This window comes from Pseudomonas sp. GL_135 (genome assembly GCF_057834665.1).
In genome coordinates this window covers 690,168-712,741 of record NZ_CM174408.1, presented here as the reverse complement: position 1 = coordinate 712,741, position 22,574 = coordinate 690,168, and the positions used below count along the sequence as shown (strand labels likewise).

Genomic DNA, 22,574 nt, shown 5'->3' with positions numbered 1-22,574 from the left:
AACGCGCGTAAGGAAATTTCCCACAAGGATTGAAGCGACTGGATTCGGAACCAGATTGGCGTGCCATACTCCAAGGACCTCCCATCGAGAGAGTCGGCGACCTACATGCCCAAAGGATTGAAACGCGCCATCGGCGCCCTGCTGGCCGTCTTCGCCATCTACAGCGTGCTGGGGTTTCTGATCCTGCCAGGCGTTGCATTGCGAATCATCAATCAACAGCTGGCCAATTACAGCACAGTGCCGGCCAGGCTGGACCGCCTCGAACTCAATCCCTACAGCCTGGAAGTCACCCTTTGGGGCCTGAATATCGGGGTGCCGGGCAAGGAGCAAATCGGTTTCGCACGGCTTTACGCCAATCTGCAAATCGACAGCCTGTGGACCAAGGCCTTGCACCTCAAGGCCGTCGAACTCGATAAACCCAAGACCGAGCTGCTGTTCGCCAAGGACGGCGCGCTCAACCTCGCCGGGCTGTTCAAGCTGCCCACCAGCGAACCCGCAAAACCCGACGAACCTCCAAGCAAGCCATTTCCGCTGCGTATCGGCGAGATCAAGCTGGCCGACGGTTACGTGCATTTTCAGGACATGCGCCCCAGCGAGCCCATCGAGTTTCTCTACGACGCGCTGAATTTCGAGCTGAAAAACCTCAGCACGCTGCCGGAAGACAACGCCGACATGACGCTGGTCGCCGCCGGGCCTGAAGGCGGTCAAATCGACTGGGTCGGGCGTATCAGCCTGGTGCCGATCGCATCGGAAGGCACGCTCAAAGTCACCGACGGCAAGATGAAAGTCTGGTGGCCCTACGTTCGCGATGCATTGCCGCTGGTGCTCAAAGACGGTGTGCTCAACTTCAACACCCATTACAAACTCAGTCTGGCCAAGGAAACCGAGCTGCTGCTGGACAACACGTCCCTGAGCGTCGCGCCCTTTGCCATTGATGCCCCAGACGGCCGACCGCTGGCTCGCCTGAAAAAACTGAGCGTGAGCGAGACGTCCATCGATCTGGCCAAGCAGTTGGTGAACGTCGGCAAGATTCGCAGCGAAGGCCTGGAAACCTGGGCGACGCGGGAGTCGGACGGTGAGCTGGACTGGCAAAAATTGTTCGCCAGCCAGCCGTCCAAGGCCCAAACCCAATCCCAGTCCAAGAAAGTCGAGGCTGAGAAGCAACAGCCCGCCACCGCCACCGGCACTGAAGCGACGGCCAGCGCCAAGCCGGCGGCGCCGAGCAAACCCTGGCAGGTGTTGCTGCGCGATACGCAGCTGCGCGACTACCGCATTCATCTCGCTGACAAAGTGCCGAAAGAGCCTGTCGCCATTGACGTCGGCCCGTTGAATCTGGACCTGACCGGCTTCGACAGCCTCAACAAGTCGCCCTTCAAACTCAAGCTCGACACCGGCGTGGGCAAGCAAGGCAAGCTGACCGCAGACGGCGAGGTGAATCTGGCGCCGGTTCGCGCCAACCTTAATGTCACCACCCGCGATATCGACTTGCGTGTCGCGCAGTCCTACGTCACACCTTTCATTCGCCTGGAAGTGCGCAGCGGCATGCTCAACAGCGATCTGGCGGTGGACCTGGAAAGCACCGAGCCCTTGGCGCTGGGCATTACCGGCAAGGCGCAGGTTGACCAGCTGCACACCCTCGACACGCTCAAATCGCGAGACTTCGTGAAGTGGCAGCGGCTGAATGTCGACGGGCTGAATTTCCAGTTGGGCGACAGCCTGACGATTGCCTCGGTCAACATTGATCAGCCGTATGCGCGCTTCATGATCGCCGATGATCGCTCGACCAATATCGACGACCTTCTGATTCCACAGCCCGCTGATCAGGCGCCTGCCGCGCCGAAAGCCAAGGCTGCCGCCAGCAGCGAAAAGCCCATGGGCATTCGCATTGGCGAGGTCAACATCACCAATGGCTCGGCCAACTTCGCCGACTTCAGCCTGACGCCGAATTTCGCCACCGCCGTTCAGCAGCTCAACGGCAAGATCGGCACGCTGGATAACCGCCAGGACAAACCGGCGACGGTGAACATCAACGGCAAGGTTGATCGGTATGCGCCGGTGACCATCAAGGGCGCGCTGAATCCGTTCAACCCGATGGCGAGCCTGGACATCGCCACCAGCTTCAAGCGCGTGGAACTGACCACGTTGACGCCCTACTCCGGCAAGTTCGCCGGTTACCGTATTCGCAAGGGGCGTCTGAATCTGGATCTGCATTACCTGATCACCAAGGGCCAGCTCAAGGCCGAGAACAAAGTGGTCGTCGAGCAGCTGCAACTGGGTGAAAAGGTCGACAGCCCGGACGCGGTGAATCTTCCGTTGAAACTGGCGATTGCCCTGCTGAAGGACACCGATGGCAAGATTTCCATCGAGTTGCCCGTAACGGGCGACCTCAACAATCCGCAGTTCAGCGTCATGCCGATTGTCTGGCAGACCCTGCGCAATCTGGTGGTGAAGGCCGCGGCGGCGCCGTTCAAATTCATCGGCGGCTTGATCAGCGGCGGTGGCGGGTCGGAGGATTTGGGCACGGTGGCCTTCGCGCCGGGGGCTGATGAGTTGAGCCCTGAGGCAATGGCTTCGCTGGACAAGCTGGCGGCAGGATTGAAAGCGCGGCCGGCGTTGCGTCTGGAGATTGAAGGCACCAGCGCTGAAGCGAGCGACGGGCCGTTGATTGCCCAGCAACGACTGGAGCGCGAATACCAGAGCACGTACTACAAGATTCTCCAGCGCCGCGGCGACAAAGTGCCTGCGCAGCCGAGCGATCTGGCCGTGCCTGCTGATGAGAAAGCGCCGATGCTCGAGGGCATTTATCGCACACGTCTGAAGCAACAGCCGCCAGCCGAGTGGGTGAATCTGGGCAAGGAAGAGCGTCAGAACAAGCTGCGCGAGGCGGTGCTCAAATCTTGGAGTTCGAGCGCGCTGCTGCTGCGTCAGCTTGGCCAGGCGCGGGCCGGAAGCATCAAGGACTATCTGGTCGACAAGGGCCAACTGGCAGACGAGCGGGTGTATTTCGTCGACACCACCCTCGGCCAGCCAGAAAAAGACGGCCGCGTCATCAGCCCCCTGCACCTCGACAGCGAGTAATGATTTTGAAGAATGCAATAACGAGGATGGCTTTGGTGCTCGGTGTGACCGCGCTGGTTGGCGGTGTTCAGGCGGATACATTGCGTTGTGGCAGCCAGTTGATCAGCGTGGGCGACCGAATGTTTGAAGTGCAGCAGAAGTGCGGCCAACCGGTCAGCCAGGACATCATCGGCTACAAGGAAACCGTCAATCACTACCGTCAGGTGGATCAGGTGCAGGTCCAGGAATGGATCTACGGCCCGAGCAACGGGATGTACCAGTATTTGAGGTTCGAAGGTGGGCGATTGGTGAGGATCGATAGCAAACGCGGGAGGTGATGGCGCCTGCGGATGCTCTCATGCGGGACCCGGCTTGGCTGATTTTCTGTAGGACCGGCTTCAGCCGGGAAGCGGCCAGTGTGAACACCATAGATTTCCGGTGTGAGACCCGACGCATTCCCGGCTAAAGCCGGTCCTACAAGATTACGACCATCAACGCTCGTGCAATGCCTCGGCGCGGGCTTTCAGCACGGGTTTGAGCAGGTAGCTCAGGATGGTTTTCTTGCCGGTGATGATGTCCACCGAGGCGACCATGCCGGGGATGATGAGCAGCGGGTGCTCATCAGTGCCAAGGTGGCTGCGGTCGGTGCGCAGTTTGATCACGTAAAAGGTGTTCTTCTTCTCTTCGTCCTGAATGGTGTCGGCGCCGATCTGTTCCAGCTTGCCTTTCAGCCCGCCATAGATCGTGTAGTCATAGGCCGTAAACTTGATCATCGCTTCCTGACCCGGGTGCAGGAAGGCGATGTCTTGCGGACGAATGCGCGCTTCCACCAACAGGGTGTCATCCAGCGGGACGACTTCGGCAATGTCGCTGCCCGGCTGAATAACGCCGCCCACGGTATTGACCAGCATCTGCTTGACCACGCCGCGCACCGGCGATGTCACCATCGTACGGTTGACGCGGTCTTCAAGGCCCTTGGCCGTCGACTGCGCTTTCGAAAGGTTGGTGCGCGCTTCATTCAGTTGGGTCAGCGCATCGCTGCGGAATTTGCCACGGGTTTCGTCGATCTTGCGCTGCACTTCGGCAATCGCCGCTTGTGCCCGAGGGATCGCCAGCGTAGTGCCGTCCAGCTGCCCGCGTGTTTCCACCTCGGAACGCTTCAGCCGCAGGATGTCCACCGGCGACACCGCGCCCTGAGACACCAACGGCTCCGACATGCCGATCTCCTGGCGCAACAGCCCCAGGCTGCTGCGGTACTGCTCCTGCTTGGAGGCGAACTCACGCAATTCCTGCTGACGCTGAATCAACTGCTGCTGCAAGCCACCGATCTCGTCGACCAGTTGCTGACGACGGCTCTTGTACAAAGACTCTTCGTTGGACGCCTGATTCGGCACCAGCTTGCGCGCTTCGGCGCTGATATTCAGGGGACGATCATCGACCTCGGCGCTCAGACGCTCAACGCGCAGTTGCATCGCCAGACGATCCGCTTCGGTCTCGCCGACGTTGGACGCAAAGCGCGTGTCATCGAGACGAATCAGCGGGGCGCCGGCGTCGACGATCTGGCCGTCGTGGGCGTAGATCTGCGCGACGATGCCGCCTTCCAGGTTCTGGATCTTCTGGATCTTGGTCGACGGAATCGCCTTGCCCTCGCCCTTTGTCACTTCATCGATCACGGCGTAGTTGGCCCAGACCAGCAAGAAGACGAAGAACAGGATCACCGCCCAGATGGTCAGCCGCACGATGCGCGGAGCATCGTCGACCAGTGCCTTTTTGACTTCCGGGAGTGCCTGGCCTTCCAGCGAAGGCGAGCCTTTGAAGTAGCCGAAGATGCCGCCACCGGAGTTTTGACCTGACTTAAGCAACACTGATCTGCCCCTTCTTCAACGCTTCCATAACGGCGGCTTTCGGGCCGTCGGCCACGATCTGGCCGCGGTCGATGACTATCAGGCGATCAACCAGGCTGAGCAACGAAGCTCGGTGTGTCACAAGAATCACGGTCTTTTTCTCGATAACGCCATGCAGGCGCTGCTTCAAACGTTCTTCGCCGGTGTTGTCCATGGCGCTGGTGGGTTCGTCGAGCAACAGAATCGGCGGATCGAGCAACAAGGCCCGCGCCAGGGCGACGTTCTGCCGCTGACCACCGGACAGATTCTGCCCGCGCTCACCCACCTGCAGCTCGTAGCCCTGGGGATGCAGACTGGCAAACTCATGCACGCCCGCCAGTTCGGCGGCCTGCAGCACCATTTCGTCATCCACGTAGCGCGCGCCGGAAATCAGGTTGTCGCGCAGCGTGCCCGACAACAGTTGAATGTCCTGAGCGACGTAGCCGATGTTGTGGCGCACTTCGCTGACGTCGATCTGGCGAATGTCGACGCCATCCACCAGCAGCGAGCCTTCGTCCGGCTGATACAAACCGACCAGCAGTTTGGCCAGGGAGCTTTTGCCCGAACCGCTACGGCCGATGATGCCGACCTTCTCGCCCGGGCGGATCACCAGATTGATGTTACGCAGCGCCAGGTTCTGCTGGTTCGGGTAAGTGAACTCAAGGTTGCGGAATTCCATGGCGCCTTGCAGGACCTGACGGCTGAGCGGACGCTCATCGAAATTGCGTTCCTGAGGCAGCTCCATCATCTGATCGACCGACACCATGGTCACTTTGGCTTGCTGATAACGGGTCAGCAGGCCGGACAATTGCGCCAACGGGCCGAGGGCGCGACCGCTGAGCATGTAGCACGCCACGAGGCCGCCCATGCTGAGGACGCCGTCCATGATCATGTAAACGCCGAAACAGATCATTGCCACGCCCGCCAGTTGCTGAATCAGCAGCGTGATGTTCATGGCCAGACCGGAAAGGACCTTGACGCGCAATTCCAGGCGGCTGAGCGTACCAATGGTGTGTTCCCACTGGTACTGACGCTCGCTTTCGGCGTTGTTGACCTTCACCGCATCGAGGCCGGCGAGGGTTTCGATCAGGCTCGACTGACGCTCGGCACCCAATGCCATGGTGCGCTCAAGGGTGGACGTCAGCGGCTTTTGCAGGAAGTGGCCGATGCTCAGCGCCAGCGGGAAGGCGATGATCGGAATCCAAACCAGATGCCCGCCCAGCAGCGCAATCACCAGCAGGATGATCAGCGTGAACGGCAGATCAATGAGGCTGGTCAGGGTCAGCGACGTGAGGAAGTCACGCATGCCCTGAAACTCATGGATGTTCTGGGCGTAGCTGCCCACCCGCGCCGGACGAAACTTCATCGCCATGCCGACGATTCGCTCGAACAGCGTGGCGGAAATGATCAGGTCGGTTTTCTTGCCGGCCAGGTCCAGGCACAGACTGCGCAGGCCCTTGAGCAATAGGTCAAACAGGAACGCACCACAGATACCGGTCGCCAGCACCCACAAGGTTGCGGTGGCCTGGTTGGGCACGACACGGTCGTAGACGTTCATCACGAAAAGAGGGGTAGCCAGAGCGATCAGGTTGATCACGAAGCTGGCAGCGATCGCGTCGACGTAAAGCCAGCGAGACAGCTTGAGGGTGTCCTTGAACCAGGAACGAGCGCGCGGGATGAGCGAGCCCTGGGTTACGTCAAATTTGTGTTGCGGTTGTGCGAAAAAAACCCGGCCGCTGTAATCCTGCGCCAGCGCTTCGGTTTCGATCAGCACTTCGCCGCCATTGCTTTCGCTGATCAGCAGGCGGGCCGATTCGCCCTCCCAACCGAGCAGAACGGCAGAGCGCCCTTCTTTCAGCAGCAGCAAGGCGGGCAATGCGATCTCGGGAATCTGGGTGAGCTTGCGTTGCAGCAGACGCCCTTGCAAACCGGCCCGGGCTGCGGCGCGAGGCAGCAGATCCGGGCTCAAGCGCTGGTCGGGCAATGGCAGACCGGTGGTCAGCATGGCCCGGCTCGCGGGTTTGTGATGCAGGGCACAGAGTGTCAGCAGCCCGTCGAGTAGCGGATCGTCGTGCTGGCTGCGTGGATCATGACCTAATTGAGCCGAAGGTAATTCCAAGTCCACGCTGACACTCTCTTTCTTAACGGTTAAAAGAAGCTGACTCCGTCAAGAATCAGTTCATGCCCGGCAGCTGAACGGTCGGTTTGACGTCGTTCTGCACAACCGATGCCATTGGCGCCACAACGCCCTGGCTTTTCAGCAGCGTGCCCATGTCCGCCTTGATGCGGTATTGGGTGTACGTCTGCAGGTTCTTCAGTTGCACCAAACGCTGTTGCGCGGTGAACAACTCGTTCTCGCTGTCGAGAAGGTCGAGCAGGGTACGCTCTCCCAGACTGAATTGCTGCTGGTAAGAGGTACGAACGCTGTTGGCACGCTCGACGTACTGCTGAGCAATTGGCACCTGGGCGTTGGCGTTGTTGTAGGCGTTCCAGGCCAGGCCCAGTTCTTCGTTCAACTGACGCAGCGCGTTGTTGCGGATGTCCAAAGCCTGGCTCGACAGGTACGACTTGGACTGCAGGTCAGCCTTGTTGCTGCCACCGGCGTACAGGTTGAAGCGCATGCGCACCATGGCTTCCCAGCCATTGTTGTGGCCTTCGTCGCCGCCAATGTTGTTATCGGCATTGCGGCCCAGTTCTGCATCGAAACGCGGGTAATAATTGGACTGCGCCGAGCTGTACTGCTTTTCAGCGGCAACGATGTCGGCTTCGGCCGAGCGCAGCACCGGGCTGTTCTCAAGCATCTGGCGGCGGGCTTCGTTCAGATCGGCGGGCATCATGGCGAACGGCGACGGCGCTTCCAGCTGGTCAGCTTCCAGACCAACGGCACTCAGGTAGTTGGTCTGAGCGTCGGCCAAGTTGGTCTGTTCGGTGATCAGGTTGTTACGAGCCTGTGCCAGACGGGCATCGGCCTGGTCCATATCCGCCATACGCCCGACACCGCGGGAAGTGCGAAGTTTGATTTGATCGTAAATACGTTCGTGGCTCTTCAGGTTCTCTTCTGCCAGCCGAACCATTTCACGTTGGGTCAGTACATCCAGATAGACCTGTGCAACAGTCAACGCCGTACGTTCGGTGGTATTCAACAGCGAATAGCCCCGGGAATTGGCGGTGGCTTGTTGACGCGCAACTTCGTTACTTGTTGCGAAGCCATCAAACAGCATCTGCTGAAGGCGGATTTGCGCTTCACCGCGGTCCAGCGTCTGGTAGTCGTGGCGGCCGGTCGAGGCACGGGTGCTTGGCGTATCGGAACCGGCCCGGCCGTAGCCCGCCGTGACGTCGACACGCGGCAGGTAGCCGCCTTTTGCAGCACGAAGCGCGTAGTCCTGCGCGATACGGGCATTAATGCCGGCCTGCACCTCGGGATGCTCGTCCATGGCTTTCTGCATGGCGGACTGTAGCGTCTGTGCCTGAACGAAACCGGCACAAAGGATAAGGGGTACAGCAGTGAAAAGGTGCTTACGCATTTTGGTGGTTTCCCGAGAACGTACTTGTTCAAAATGCAGCAATACACACTGCCGCATCGTAAAAATGGCCATTGAAGTGATCGTTTCGAGAGTGTTCTGAAGGGCGCTTGCGATCACACTGCAGAAATACGCGATCTCATCAAATATCAATGTGACATTACGGATGCGATTGTTTAGGATGTCGCCGAATAGGTCAATACTTTGGCAGAAAGTTAATTCCGGTGCCGACCTGCTGTAAATAAATTGACGCCAGATAACGTGCAACTTAATTAGTTCCCTAAGTTGTTATCTGTCATCGAATCAAATGCGAATCTTTACGTATTCCAATATGAAGCGGCTCTGTTAAGCCGGTCGGCATGATGGATACCCACTGAACGGTAATTTCGGAGAGTCACCCCCATGAGCAGTGTTGTTGCCATCGTCAAAAGCATTGTTGGCCAGGTAGTCGCAGTTTCCCCGGAAGGGATTCGTCGTGTGCTGATCGAGGGTGACCGGCTGTTCACCGGCGAGCAGGTTCTGACAGGCCCGGGAGGCGCAGTCACGCTGCAGCTTGCTGATGGCCGTCAACTGGACATCGGTCGTGACAGCCAATGGAGCGCCGACGCACCCGCTTCCACCACCAACCTTGCTGAAGCCACCGCGCAAGCGGCACCTTCGGTTGCGGAACTGCAGCAGGCCATCGCGGCCGGCGCCGACCCGACCAAGGACCTCGAAGCCACTGCGGCAGGTCCGCAGGCTGCGCCAGGTGATGGCGGCAACGCAGGCGGCGGCCACAGCGTTGTGATGCTCAGCGAGACCGCGGGCGTGGTGAATCCGACCATCGGCTTCCCGACCAACGGCCTGGGCACCACTGCCACGCCTCCACCTACGCTGGTTAATGGCCTTGCCATCGACAATGGCAATGGCAACGGCAACGGGACCCCTGTCGCGCCGACGGGCACCCTGACACTGACCGCCACCCAGACGCTGACCGAAGCCGGCGGCGCGCTGGTTTACACGGCAAACGTCACTCAGGCCCCGACTTCAGACCTGACGATCACCCTTTCCAACGGGTCGACCATTGTCATTCGTGGCGGCGACACTTCGGGCTCCACCACTGTTCAAGTGGCTGACAACAACACGCCGTACATCGACCCGTCCGTCATTAGCACCACCATCACTGGCACCACCGGCGGTGGTGGCCTGGTCGTGACGACCGACCCGACTCCGGCGGTGACCACCATCACCGACACCATCGACACCACCTTCGCCAGCATCTCCGGCACCCAGTCGGTGGTTGAAGGCCAGGCCGCCACGTACACCATTACGTTGAGCAATCCGGCGCAGACCGAAGTCACGATCAACCTGACCTACAGCGGCACCGCGACCGACGGCACCGACTACACGCAAGTGGTCAGCGTGAAGATCCCTGCTAATAGCAGCAGCGTCACCTTCGACCTGAACACACTGAATGACACGATCCCGGAAGGCGTTGAAAACGTCACCGTCGCGATTGGCGCCATCAGCGGCGGCAACTTCGAGAACGTCGCTGTCAGCCCGACCAATGGCAGCGTCACCACCACCATCATCGACAACGACGCACTGCCGGTTGTCGATCCGAACGGCGGCGGTAACGGCACCAACAGCGAAACCACCTTCACCGAAGGCCAGGCTGGCGTATCGATCGCCAACCAGTTGACCATCACGGATGCCGACAGCCCGAACCTGCAAAGCGCGCGCGTCACCCTGATCAACCCTCAGGACGCCGACACATTAGTAGTGGGCAGCCCGAATGCGAACATCGCGGTCAGCACCGCCACCGTCAACGGCCAGATCGTACTGACCCTGACCGGCGCCGCCACTGCTGCCGAGTACGAAGCCGTGATCAAGTCGATCACCTTCCAGAACAGCAGCGAAGACCCGAGTGTCGCGGACCGCACCATTACTGTGACCGTCAACGACGGCCAGAATGATTCCGTACCGGCAACCAGCATCGTGCACGTCGTCGCCGTCAATGACGCCCCAACCGTCTCGTTCACCGGCACTGATTACGTCGAAAACGGCGCGCCTCAGGCACTGGTCAGCAACCTGCAGATCGGCGACGTCGACGGCGGCCAGTTGAGCGGCGCGAAGATCACCGTGACCGGTGTTCAGGCCGAAGACCTGATCGCTTCGCCGTCCTTCCAGGGCGGCAACAGCGGCACCACGGCTTCGGGCATCAGCTACACGCTGGGCAACGACGCCAACGGCAACGTTGTCATTCAGTTGAGCGGCAACGCGTCGATCGCCGACTACACCACGCTTATCAACTCGATCACGTACGCCAACAACAGTGACGCTCCGATTACCACCCCACGCGGCGTGACGATCGAAGTGACTGACGTGGACACCCATGGCACTAACAACCTGACGGGCAGCGCCACCGGCGAAGTCGCCATCACCCCGGTCAACGACGCGCCGACCGTCATCAATGCATCGGGCAACGGCGACGAAGACACCACCATCGCGGTCAAGCTGACCGGCGCTGACGTCGACGGCACCATCGATCACTTCAACCTGGTCAGCCTGGCAGCCAACGGCACGTTCTACGCCGATGCTGCCGGTACCCAGGCGCTGAGCAGTCTCAGCAACATCGCGGCTACCGCCAACGGCGCGACGATCTACTTCAAGCCGAACGCCAACTGGGCAGGCGACACCAGCTTTACTTATACCGCTGTCGACAATCAGGGCCAGCCAGCCGGCGCACCAGCGAACGGCATCATCAACGTTACGCCAGTAGCCGACGCGCCAATCGTGACCGTTGCCAACGCCCAAGGCGCTGAAGACACCGCGATCAAGCTGACCCTGAGCACCGCGCTGGTCGACACCGACGGTTCCGAATCCCTGGGCCCGCTTGTTGTGTCGGGCATTCCGGTCAACGCCGTACTGAGCGACGGCAATGGCCACAGCTACACCTCGATTCCGACCGGTGACGGCGCTGTCTACATCGACGGTTGGGACCTGAACAACCTGACGATCACTCCGCCGAAAGACTTCAACGGCGAGATCATCCTGAAAGTGAGCTCGACATCGACCGAGGGCGCCAACAAGGATTCGGCCACCACGACGCAGTCTCTGACCGTGACCGTCGGGCCGGTTAACGACGCGCCAACCGTCACCTTCACCAACCCTGACTACGTCGAGAACGGCGCACCTCAGCCATTGGTCGGCAACCTGCAGATCGGCGACATCGACAGCACCCAGCTGAGCAGCGCAAAAATCACGCTGACCGGTATTCAGGCTGAAGACTTGATCGTTTCCCAGTACTACAAGGACGCCAACAGCGGCGATGCCGCCTTTGGCATCAAGTACACGCTGAGCAACGACGCCAACGGCAACATCGTGATTGATCTGACCGGCAACGCGTCGGTCGCCGACTACACGACGGTGATCAACTCGATCACCTACGCCAACAGCAGTGATAACCCGAGCACCACACCGCGCGGCGTGACCATCGAAGTGACCGACGTGGATGCCAACGGCACCAACAACTTGTCGGGCAGCGCCACCGGTGTCATTAACGTCACGCCGGTCAACGATGCGCCGACCGTGAGCGCGGCTCAGGGCCAGGGCAACGAAGACACGGCGATCGCGGTCAAGCTGACCGGCGCTGACGTCGACGGCAAGATTGATCACTTCAACCTGGTCACCCTGGCCGAGCACGGCAAGTTCTACGCCGATGCCGCCGGGACCCAGGAGCTGACCAGCCTCAGCAACATTGCCGCCAGCAACAACAGCGCGACGATCTACTTCAAGCCGGACGCCAACTGGGCCGGTGACACCAGCTTCACCTACACCGCTGTCGACAATCAGAATCTGGCAGCGGGCTCACCGGCCAACGGCATCATCAACGTCACGCCGGTGGCCGATGCACCAACCGTTACCGTCACCAACGCCCAGGGCGCTGAAGACAGCGCCATCAAGCTGGACCTGAGCGCTGCCCTGGTGGACACCGACGGTTCCGAGTCCCTCGGCCCCGTCATTGTGGGCGGCATTCCAGTGGGCGCGGTGTTGAGCGATGGCAACGGCCACAGCTACACCTCCATCCCTGTGTCTGAAGGCGGCGATGGCGAGGCTTACCTCACCGGCTGGAATCTGAGCAACCTGACTATCACGCCGCCGAAAGACTTCAACGGCTCGTTCAACCTGCAAGTGAGCTCGACATCGACCGAAAGCGCCAACAAGGACTCGGCCACCTCGATTAAGTCGCTGACCGTCAACGTCTCGCCAGTCAACGATGCGCCTGTTGTCGACACGACCACAGGCAAGGGCAGCGAAGACACCACCATTGCCGTCAAGCTGACCGGCTCTGACGTCGACGGCACCATTGACCACTTCAACCTGGTCAATACGCCTGCACATGGCACGTTCTACTCCGACGCCGCAGGCACCCAGCCGCTGACCAACTTGACCAACATCACCGCCAGCAACAACGGCGCAACGATCTACTTCAAGCCGGACGCGAACTGGAACGGCAGCACGCCGTTCACCTACACCGCCGTCGACAACCAGGGCCTGGCGTCGACTCCGGCAGCCGGCACCCTCACGGTTACGCCTGTCAACGACGCGCCTGTGGTGAATTTCGACAGCACCACCTACACCGAAAAAGGTGCCGCGGTAGCGCTGGTCAACAACTTCAGCATCACTGACGTCGACAGCACTCAGCTGAGCAGCGCGAAAATCACGCTGACCGGCATTCAGGCCGAAGACCTGATCGTGTCCCCGTACTACAAGGACAGCAACAGCGCCGAAACCGGTCTGGGCATCAAGTACACCCTGACCAACGACGCTGACGGCACCATCTACATCAATCTGACCGGCAAGGCGTCGATAGCCACTTACGAAACCCTGATCAAGTCGATCACCTACGCCGACGACAGCAGCAACCCGAGCACCACGCCACGCGGCGTGACCATCACTGTGACCGACGTGGATGCCAACGGCACCAATAACCAGACCGTTGTTCACGACAGCAAGATCAACGTCATCGCCGTGAACGATGCGCCTATCGTCGACAACGCCACAGGCAAGGGCAACGAAGACACCACCATTGCCGTCAAGCTGACCGGTTCTGACGTCGACGGCACCATTGACCACTTCAACCTGGTCAATACGCCTGCACATGGCACGTTCTACTCCGACGCCGCAGGCACCCAGCCGCTGACCAACTTGACCAACATCACCGCCAGCAACAACGGCGCGACGATCTACTTCAAGCCGGACGCGAACTGGGCCGGTGACACCACCTTCACCTACACCGCTGTCGACAACCAGAACCTGCCAGCCGGCAACACGGCAACTGGCACGATCAACGTCACGCCGGTGGCCGATGCACCAACCGTTACTGTTACCAACGCTCAGGGCGCTGAAGACAGCGCCATCAAGCTGGACCTGAGCGCTGCACTGGTGGACACCGACGGTTCCGAGTCCCTCGGCCCCGTCATTGTGGGCGGCATTCCAGTGGGCGCGGTGCTGAGCGATGGCAACGGCCACAGCTACACCTCCCTCCCTGTGTCTGAAGGCGGCGATGGCGAGGCTTACCTCACCGGCTGGAACCTGAGCACCCTGACCATCACGCCGCCGAAAGACTTCAACGGCTCGTTCAACCTGCAAGTGAGCTCGACGTCGACCGAAAGCGCCAACAACGACTCGGCCACCTCGATTAAGTCGCTGACCGTCAACGTCTCGTCAGTCAACGATGCGCCTGTTGTCGACACGACCACAGGCAAGGGCAACGAAGACACCACCATCGCCGTCAAGCTGACTGGCGCTGATGTCGACGGCACCATTGACCACTTCAACCTGGTCAACCCGCCTGCCAATGGCACGTTCTACTCCGACGCTGCAGGCACCCAGCCGCTGACCAACTTGACCAACATCACCGCCAGCAACAACGGCGCAACGATCTACTTCAAGCCGGACGCGAACTGGAACGGCAGCACGCCGTTCACGTATACCGCCGTCGACAACCAGGGCACGGCTTCCACCACCCCGGCAACCGGCACCATCACCGTAACGCCCGTCAACGACGCGCCTGTGGTCAACTTCGGCAGCATCACCTACACCGAAAACGGTGCAGCGACGCCGATTGTCAAAGGCTTCAGCATTACCGACGTCGACAGCACTGAGCTGAGCAGCGCGAAAATCACGCTGACCGGCATCAAGGGCGAAGACCTAATCGCTTCCCAGTACTACAAAGCCGGCACCGACGGCACCACCGGCACAACCGATCTGGGTATCAGCTACAAGCTCAGCAACGACGCCAACGGCAACATCGTCATCGACCTGACCGGCAAGGCGTCGATCACCAGCTACGAAACCCTGATCAAGTCGATCACCTACGCCGACAACAGCAACAACCCGAGCACCACGCCACGTGGCGTGACCATCGCTGTCACCGACGTGGATGCCAACGGCACCAACAACCAGACCGTTGTTCACGACAGTAAGATCAACGTCATCGCCGTGAACGACGCGCCTATCGTCGACAACGCCACAGGCAAGGGCAACGAAGACACCCCTATCGCCGTCAAGCTGACTGGCGCTGATGTCGACGGCACCATTGACCACTTCAACCTGGTCAACCCGCCTGCCAACGGCACGTTCTATTCCGACGCCGCGGGTACTCAGCCGCTGACCAACTTGACCAACATCACCGCCACCAACAATGGCGCAACGATCTACTTCAAGCCGGACGCGAACTGGAACGGCAGCGCGCCGTTCACCTACACCGCCGTCGACAACCAGGGCCTGACGTCCACCACTCCGGCAAACGGCACCATCACGGTGACGCCGGTCAACGACGCGCCTGTGGTCAATTTCGGCAGCATCACCTACACCGAAAATGGCGCACCGATTGCCCTCGTTAAAGACTTCAGCATCGCCGACGTCGACAGCACCCAGCTGAGCAGCGCGAAAATCACGCTGACCGGCATCAAGGGCGAAGACCTGATCGTGTCCCCGTACTACAAGGACAGCAACAGCGGTGATGCCGGCCAGGGCATCAAGTACACCCTGACCAATGACGCCGACGGCACCATCTACATCAATCTGACCGGCAAGGCGTCGATAGACGCTTACGAAACCGTGATCAAGTCGATCACCTACGCCAACAGCAGCGATAACCCAAGCACCGCGCCACGCGGCGTGACCATCGCTGTCACCGACGTGGATGCCAACGGCACCAACAACCAGACCGTCGTTCACGACAGCCAGGTCAACGTCATTGCCGTGAACGACGCGCCGATTACCAAGGCAGCGTCGGCAGCGGGCAACGAAGACACCACCATCGCGGTCAAGCTGACCGGCACCGACGTTGACGGCAATGTCGATCACTTCAACCTGGTCGACATGGCGGCACACGGCACCTTCTACGCCGATGCTGCGGGCAAGGTCGCGCTGACCAGCCTGAGCAACATTGCCGCAGTTGGCAACGCTGCAACGGTGTACTTCAAGCCAGCGGCTGACTGGGCGGGCAGCACGTCGTTCACCTACAAGGCAGTGGACAACCAGGGCAAGGCAGACTCCACGCCAGCCACTGGCACCATCAGCGTGGCGCCTGTCGCCGACCAACCGCTGGTGACGCTGGGTAGCGGCGTCGTTCAGTCGACCGGTCTGGTGAAAGACGTTTATGTCGGTACGCTGAAAAATATGGGCACCGACGGCAACGGCGCCAACGAAGCGACCATCAAGGCCGGCTTCAACACCACCGTTGCCCCGACCACTCACGGCGTCGCCACCGGCGCGCAGGAATCCTCCGCCGCAGTCGCCACCGGCACCGGCACCAAGCTGTCCGGCCTGATGTACATGGAAGCCGGCCACACCTACACCTTCTCCGGTACCGCAGACGACAGCCTGCTGATCACCGTCGGTGGCCAGACCGCAGCCAACGCCACATGGGGCGCGGGCGGCAAGATCCAGAGTGCGGGCTTTACGCCCACCGAGTCCGGCTACTACACCCTGGACATCTACCACTACAACCAGGCCGGCCCGGGCAGCTACAACGTCAGCCTGACCGACAAGAACCTCAGCACCAACGCCACCCAGACCGTGGCCCTGAACGGCAGCAACGTGCTGCTGTTCGCAACGGTCGATGACCTCAAGGCTTCCGGCCTGAACGTCTCGCCGCTGCACGAAGGCACGGTTGGCAGCGGTGAGGGTTACTACACCGGTTACGAGCTGAACCACGGCACCGAAGGCAGCGCGATCAAGCTGAGCCCGGTCACAGTAGTGTTCGGTGACAGCCTCGACGGTTCCGAGACTCACGTCGTTACCGTCAGCGGCGCACCGGCAGGCTCGATCCTGACCGACGCAGCGGGCCACACCGCCACCGTGACCAGCGATAAGGGTTCGGTCGATGTCAGCAATTTCGACCTGTCGACACTGAGCGTCACCACGCGTGACTACTTCGTTGGCAAGTTCGACCTGACCGTCACCGCCAAGGCGACCGAAGCGAAGGTGCCAGGCGTGGACACGGCGGTAGAGAGCGCCACCGCCACTAAAGTCATCACCGTGACTGTCGAGCCTCAGACCTACACCCCGATTGAAGGCCTGCCCGGCACTGACCCAACCGTGATCACGGGCACCACCGGTGCGGATATCATCGTCGGCGACGTCAGCGGCACGACCATCGTGCAGGGCAAGAACTACAACATCGCCTTTATCGTCGACAGCTCGGGCAGCATGGGCAGTACCCTCGACACCGCCAAGACACAATTGCAGTCGGTCTTCCAGAAACTGGCGAGCAGCGCCCAGACCGCCAACGCGGGCAAAATCAACGTATTGCTGGTGGATTTCGACACCAACGTGCGCTCGACCGTCTCGGTGGACATGTCTAACAAGGCCGCAGCGCTGGCTACCCTGAACACGGCCCTGGCAGGCATGAAGTCAGGCGGTACGACCAACTACGAAGATGCGTTCAAGTCTACGGCGAACTGGTTTGCCAGCCTGAACAGCACTAACCCGACGGGCGAGAACCGCACCTACTTCATCACCGACGGCGAGCCGAACGTTTACCAGAACACCAGCACGGTGCTAGGGACGGTGAACGGTACGGCCATCCTGCTCGCGACTGCGCTTGATAGCTGGCATCTGGGCAGCACGTACTCGGTGAATGGCAAGGTCGCCATCGACGCCGAGGGTCATGTTTACAGTTACGCCAATAGCACGACCGGCAAGTCGGTAGGCACCCTCGCTCTCCACGACGACGGCAAGGGCGGTCAGGAATACAGCCTGACCTCTCCGGAGATGAACGGCAGCAGCGTTGTGCTGGCTGAAGCGGATACGGGCTACGCCCTGCTGCTGAAGCAGTCGCCCACCATCGAAGCGATTGGCCTTAACTCGTCGGTCAAGACGAGCACGCTCAATCACTACGACAGCGACGGCCACGCGCAAACCAACGTTGATGCGGACGATCTGGCACAAGCGGTACTGGGCAGCCAGAAACCGACCGCGCCAGGCAGCGACACCCTCAACGGTGGCGAAGGCAATGACATCCTGTTCGGCGACACGATCAGCTACGGCACCAAGGAAGGCATCACCGCCCTGAAGGCGTTCGCTGCCGACACCTTGCACGTCGATGTCTCGAAGATCGATGGCACAACGCTGCACTCGTTCGTGACCAACCACCTCGGTGCCGTTGCCGACCTCGCCAACACCTCCAACAAGTCGTCGACATTGCTGGACGGCAACGACACCCTGCTGGGCGGCAATGGCAATGACATCCTGTTCGGTCAGGGTGGCAATGACGTGCTCGTCGGCGGCAAAGGCAACGACATCCTCTTCGGCGGCGCCGGTGCGGACACGTTTACCTGGAAAGCCGGCGACACCAACAGCGGTGGCGTTGACGTGATCAAGGACTTCAACAAGGACGCTGGCGACCGCATTGACCTGCGTGACCTGCTGCAAGGTGAAGACACCGACACCCTCAGCAAGTACCTGCAGGTCAGCAACGATGGCCATGACACCATTCTGCAGGTCAGCACCACCGGGCAGTTCGCGTCGAATGTCTCTGCGGCTGCCGCGGCGACCACGGCCGATGTGCACATCAAGGTGGAGGGCGTGACCTGGAGCAATGCCATGGTCAACTCGCTGGTGAGCGGTGCGGATCCGACCATCAAAGTCGATCACCACTGATAGCTGAGTCGCGAGAGCTGTTGTACTGTGCTGGCACCCGTCCCTGACGGTTGCCAGCCCGGTTAGTCCCTGAGGAATGAGCCATGTTTTACGTTCAGCGCGATGCCGATGGCACGCTAGTTCGCGTGGAAGCAACGGCCTTTGCCGAAGCGAGCGAGCAACTGCCGCCCGATGACCATCAGGTGCAAGCCTGGTTTGCCAACGAAGTGGTCGAGAAGAGCCTGATCCAGCTCAAGTCCAGCGACATGGACATGATCCGGGTACTGGACGACCTGATTCAGGTCCTGACCAGTAAAGGTATCCTCAACATCACCGACCTCCCCCCCGCCGCACAGGCAAAATTGATGGATCGTACCCAGGCCCGGGAAACACTGGGCGGCCTGAGCGACTTGATCAATGATGATGAACAACGGCTGATCTGAAGGCCTCTCCTTTCGTACGCACCGTTTTGCAACGACTCGCTGTCGCGCGGCAAACCCTGATGCTTGTTTCTGACAGCCTGCTATCCCCCAACAAAGGGTGCACGTGTGGGAGTGAGCTTGCTCACGAAGACGGCATCTTAGGCGCTGGAGATGTGGCGGATGTGCCTACGTCTTCGCGAGCAAGCTCGCTCCCACAATTTTTGTACTCACACCCAAAATCCGTGTCGAACGCAAATCCCCTGTGGGAGCAATCGGAGGTTACGACGGTCGCGAAGCGGCGGGTCTGTGACATCAATGCCGTCTGACACACCGCCTTCGCGAGCGAGCTCACTCCTACCATTTCCATATCCACATCCAGATCCGCGTCGAACGGGTTTATGTGCCCGTCTCAAAATCCGCGTCGCACGCAAATCCACTGTGGGAGCAATCGGAGGTTACGACGGTCGCGAAGCGGCGGGTCTGTGACATCGATGCCGTCTGACACACCGCCTTCGCGAGCGAGCTCACTCCTACCATTTTCGTATCCGCACCCAAATCCGCGTCGCACGCAAATCCACTGTAGGAGCAATCGGAGGTTACGACGGTCGCGAAGGCGTCGGGTCTGTGACATCGATGCCGTCTGACACACCGCCTTCGCGGGCCAGCAGGCCTACACATGGCGCGTCAGCCATCGATATCGAGTTAAAACAGCGGACGAGCTGCTTAATCGATTACTTCCACGGCGCAGGGTCGCCGAACAGCCGCCCTTGCACCCCTTCGATCCCCATTTCCAGAATCACCCGGTGTTCACCTTCGGTCTCGACACGCTCGGCGATCAGCGGCAGGTCGATGCTGTGGGCCGCGCGCTGGACCGCTTCGATGAACAAACGCTTGTGACTCTCCTGGTCGATGGTGCGGATGTAGCTGCCATCGATTTTCAGATACGCCAGCCCCAGATGCGCCAGGTTGCCGATCATGCTGAAACGCCCACCAAAGCGCTGCAGCGCCAGGGAATAGCCAGCTTCCTGCAGACGGCGGGTCAGTTTCTCCAGCACCGCTTGCTCGGGCACTTGCTCCTCGCCGATCTCCAGCGTCAGGCGCGGGCCCAGCTTGGGATGCTGACGTAGCGCCGCGAACACCTCGTTCATCGCCGTCGCATCGTTAAGCGTGGCCGCCGACAGGTTCAGCGCCAACCGCTCGTTGTGAGTGCCCAGATGCGCCAGCACCTCCCTCAGCATCAGCAAATCCAGACGGCTCGACCAGCCAAAGCGCTCCAGCCACGGCAGAAACCGCCCCGCCGGAATCGTCACGCCGTCGGCATCGACCAGCCTCGACAGGACTTTGTAGTGCATCACGGTCGCCCCATTGCCAGACGCGACCACCGGCTGAAAGAACAACTGAAAACGCCCGTGCTCCAGCGCATGATCCAGCGTTCTGTGCCACGCGTGCTGATCTTCACCCAGATCGCCAATCGCGCCACGTTCGATGCAATACCACGATTGCTCGCCGCCGCTTTCAGCCTGGGACAACGCCTGATCGGCCAACCCCAGAAGGGTCATCGACGCATCGCCCGGGCTGTACGGCGCCAGCCCCATGTGCGCGACCGGCGAGACATCGGAGGCGCCAGTGGCCTCCAGGCTCTGCAGCGCCGCGTCAAGGTTCTGCACCAGCTGCACGGCCTCATCGTGAACCATGCCCGGCGCCAGCACGGCGAACTCACCGCCACGGCTGCGGCTGATGAGGTTGCGGGTTTCCGGGTACTTTTCGCAGTGGCGCACCAACTGCTCGGCCACCGCCACCAGCAAGGCATCGGTGCGCTTGCCGCCCAGACGCTGGTTCAGACCGGACAGGTCGTTGACGCGCAACATCATCAAATACCCCGCCCGACCGTCTTCCAGATGGCTGACGTGGGCGTTGAGCTGCATGTCGAAATAACGGCGGTTGGACAGCCCGGTCAGGCTGTCCTGATACGACTCGATACGCAGCTTCTCACTGCGCTCGGTGCTTTCCTGAAACAGCGCCTTGAGCTTCTCGACCATCTGGTTCATCGCCTGCACCACCCGGCGCAGCTCCGGCGTGCGCGGCAGCTCAGGCAGAACGAGGAACTCGCGACGACCAATCGCCTGGGACTGCGCCACCATGTAATCCAGCGGCTTGAGCTGCCGGCGCAACAACATCGCGCCCAGAATCGCACTGACCACGCCGCACACCAGCAACCACCCCAGGCTGCCCAGCGCGCTCTGCCACAACTTGGCCAACGCGAACATCGGGTGGCTCACCACCTCGACCCGCGCCGTCTGCTGCCAGCCACGGCTGACAATCGCCTCGCCGCCTGCGGGCTCAAGCCCGATCGCGTTGATGAACCACTGCGGCACACCCTGATTGTCCGGCGTCGCACTGCGCTCGACGATCGCGTCGCCACTCGCCAGGTCCACCACCCGGATGCTCGCGTAGTAACCGCTGTCGAAGATCGACGCCACCATCAGCTCGACCATCGCCGGGTCGTCGATATTGGACGTCAGCGACAGCGCCAGCGAGGTCGCGGCGTCCTGGGCGTGGGAACGCAACTGATTGACGTACTGCGCCCGCGAGCTTTCCAGGCTGACGACAAAACTCCCCGCAAAGGCAACCACCATGAACAGACAGATCGCGATCAACAGCTGTTTGAACAGAGACATCAGTACTCCTAATTCTCGGGCTCGGTGGGGAAGCCTTCTGCAGTCATTTTTTTCAGCACGTCCTGCCACCGGGACAGACGTTTGGTGTCGCTCACTTTCTTGTTGCCCTGCGCGCCAGGCAGCCACAGTCCTTCAGCGTTGAAGGCATACACCGGCAACAGGTCCGTTCGTTGGCTGGCAGGTTTGATGTCGTCGATCAGGCTGTCGAGCACCAGCGGCATGGCGTTCGGGCTCGAATAATAGGTCAGCACCATGTGCGCGCGGTTCAGGCGCAGCGCCTTGACGTAAGTGATCAGCAGCTTCTCGCTGGGCACACCCAGGCGGCGCAGGCTGAAATACTTGGCGATCGCATAATCCTCACAATCCCCCGCGCCCTTGATCAGCGACTCGACCGGGGTCGCCCAGTAATCGACCTCGTGCCACAGGTCGATGTCCTCGGCGTAGCGCATCTGCTTGTTGAAGAACAGGTTCACGACCTTCAGCTTGTCGAGCTCGCTGACCTGCTTCTCGGTCGCCAGCAGGTTCTGCCAGGCATCGATGCGTTGCTTGCCCGCGCCCAAAGGCCCATACAACGCTTCGGCACGACGGCTGATCAGGGAGAAATCCCAGTCTGCGCGCAGATAGCCGACACACGCCGTGCACGTCAGTGCAAGCGCCAGAAGCAACCATAATCCAGGGCGCTTTTGAGCCGAGCGTGCTGCCAATTTGTCTAGTCCATCAGGCCATGGATAACGAAAGGCGATGGTGAGGGGTTGGGCACGGAAACGCAATGGCGCGGTGAGATCATGCGCAGAAGCAAATGCCCGCAAACGCGACTCATGACAGACTCGCGCCCCTTGATTTCATGGCTGCCAGGTTGCCAGTCAAACGCTGGCGCTA

Annotated in this window: 9 protein-coding genes; 4 read left to right on the top strand and 5 right to left on the bottom strand. The window is 60.6% G+C overall.

Annotated features, from left to right (window positions below; translation table 11 throughout):
• Positions 1-105 precede the first annotated feature (105 nt).
• Positions 106-3,078 (top strand): DUF748 domain-containing protein, encoded by a 2,973-nt coding sequence (locus tag AC3ISG_RS03195; protein ID WP_489298496.1) that lies wholly within the window; start codon positions 106-108, stop codon positions 3,076-3,078.
• A gap of 26 nt (positions 3,079-3,104) precedes the next feature.
• Positions 3,105-3,395: a DUF2845 domain-containing protein gene (locus AC3ISG_RS03190; RefSeq protein ID WP_489298495.1), complete on the top strand. Its 291-nt coding sequence runs from the start codon at positions 3,105-3,107 to the stop codon at positions 3,393-3,395.
• Positions 3,396-3,548: 153 nt separating this feature from the next.
• On the opposite strand, the gene AC3ISG_RS03185 is transcribed toward AC3ISG_RS03190, so the two are convergent.
• The 3 genes from AC3ISG_RS03185 to AC3ISG_RS03175 are packed head-to-tail and all read right to left on the bottom strand — an operon-like array spanning position 3,549 to position 8,464.
• Positions 3,549-4,922, bottom strand: a complete 1,374-nt coding sequence (locus tag AC3ISG_RS03185; protein ID WP_122624061.1) for an HlyD family type I secretion periplasmic adaptor subunit — start codon at positions 4,920-4,922, stop codon at positions 3,549-3,551.
• A complete protein-coding gene (locus AC3ISG_RS03180) occupies positions 4,912-7,065 on the bottom strand; it encodes a type I secretion system permease/ATPase (RefSeq protein WP_489298494.1) in 2,154 nt (717 codons plus the stop codon). The genes AC3ISG_RS03185 and AC3ISG_RS03180 overlap by 11 nt, the downstream gene beginning before the upstream one ends.
• Positions 7,066-7,114: 49 nt before the next feature.
• Positions 7,115-8,464 (bottom strand): TolC family outer membrane protein, encoded by a 1,350-nt coding sequence (locus AC3ISG_RS03175; RefSeq protein WP_122536993.1) that lies wholly within the window; start codon positions 8,462-8,464, stop codon positions 7,115-7,117.
• A gap of 399 nt (positions 8,465-8,863) precedes the next feature.
• Between AC3ISG_RS03175 and AC3ISG_RS03170 the strand changes: the two genes are divergently transcribed.
• Together AC3ISG_RS03170 and AC3ISG_RS03165 are read left to right on the top strand one after the other, a co-directional pair.
• Positions 8,864-18,616 (top strand): retention module-containing protein, encoded by a 9,753-nt coding sequence (locus tag AC3ISG_RS03170; protein ID WP_489298493.1) that lies wholly within the window; start codon positions 8,864-8,866, stop codon positions 18,614-18,616.
• A gap of 83 nt (positions 18,617-18,699) precedes the next feature.
• Entirely contained in the window at positions 18,700-19,038 is a 339-nt protein-coding gene (locus AC3ISG_RS03165) for a tryptophan synthase subunit beta (RefSeq protein WP_122536948.1), read from the top strand.
• A 710-nt stretch (positions 19,039-19,748) separates the two neighbouring features.
• Here AC3ISG_RS03165 and lapD read toward each other — a convergent pair.
• Together lapD and lapG are read right to left on the bottom strand one after the other, a co-directional pair.
• A complete protein-coding gene (lapD, locus tag AC3ISG_RS03160) occupies positions 19,749-21,695 on the bottom strand; it encodes a cyclic di-GMP receptor LapD (protein ID WP_489298492.1) in 1,947 nt (648 codons plus the stop codon).
• 8 nt (positions 21,696-21,703) lie between these two features.
• Positions 21,704-22,399 carry a cysteine protease LapG gene (lapG, locus tag AC3ISG_RS03155; RefSeq protein WP_420793034.1) on the bottom strand — a complete coding sequence of 232 codons (696 nt, stop codon included), beginning with the start codon at positions 22,397-22,399 and terminating at the stop codon, positions 21,704-21,706.
• Positions 22,400-22,574 lie beyond the last annotated feature (175 nt).

Bases quoted from the DNA above. Each gene is read 5' to 3' on its own strand.
- AC3ISG_RS03195 (WP_489298496.1), top strand. From the start codon at position 106: ATGCCCAAAGGATTGAAACGCGCCATCGGCGCCCTGCTGGCCGTCTTC.
- AC3ISG_RS03190 (WP_489298495.1), top strand. From the start codon at position 3,105: ATGGCTTTGGTGCTCGGTGTGACCGCGCTGGTTGGCGGTGTTCAGGCG.
- AC3ISG_RS03175 (WP_122536993.1), bottom strand. From the start codon at position 8,464: ATGCGTAAGCACCTTTTCACTGCTGTACCCCTTATCCTTTGTGCCGGT.
- AC3ISG_RS03170 (WP_489298493.1), top strand. From the start codon at position 8,864: ATGAGCAGTGTTGTTGCCATCGTCAAAAGCATTGTTGGCCAGGTAGTC.
- AC3ISG_RS03165 (WP_122536948.1), top strand. From the start codon at position 18,700: ATGTTTTACGTTCAGCGCGATGCCGATGGCACGCTAGTTCGCGTGGAA.
- lapD (WP_489298492.1), bottom strand. From the start codon at position 21,695: ATGTCTCTGTTCAAACAGCTGTTGATCGCGATCTGTCTGTTCATGGTG.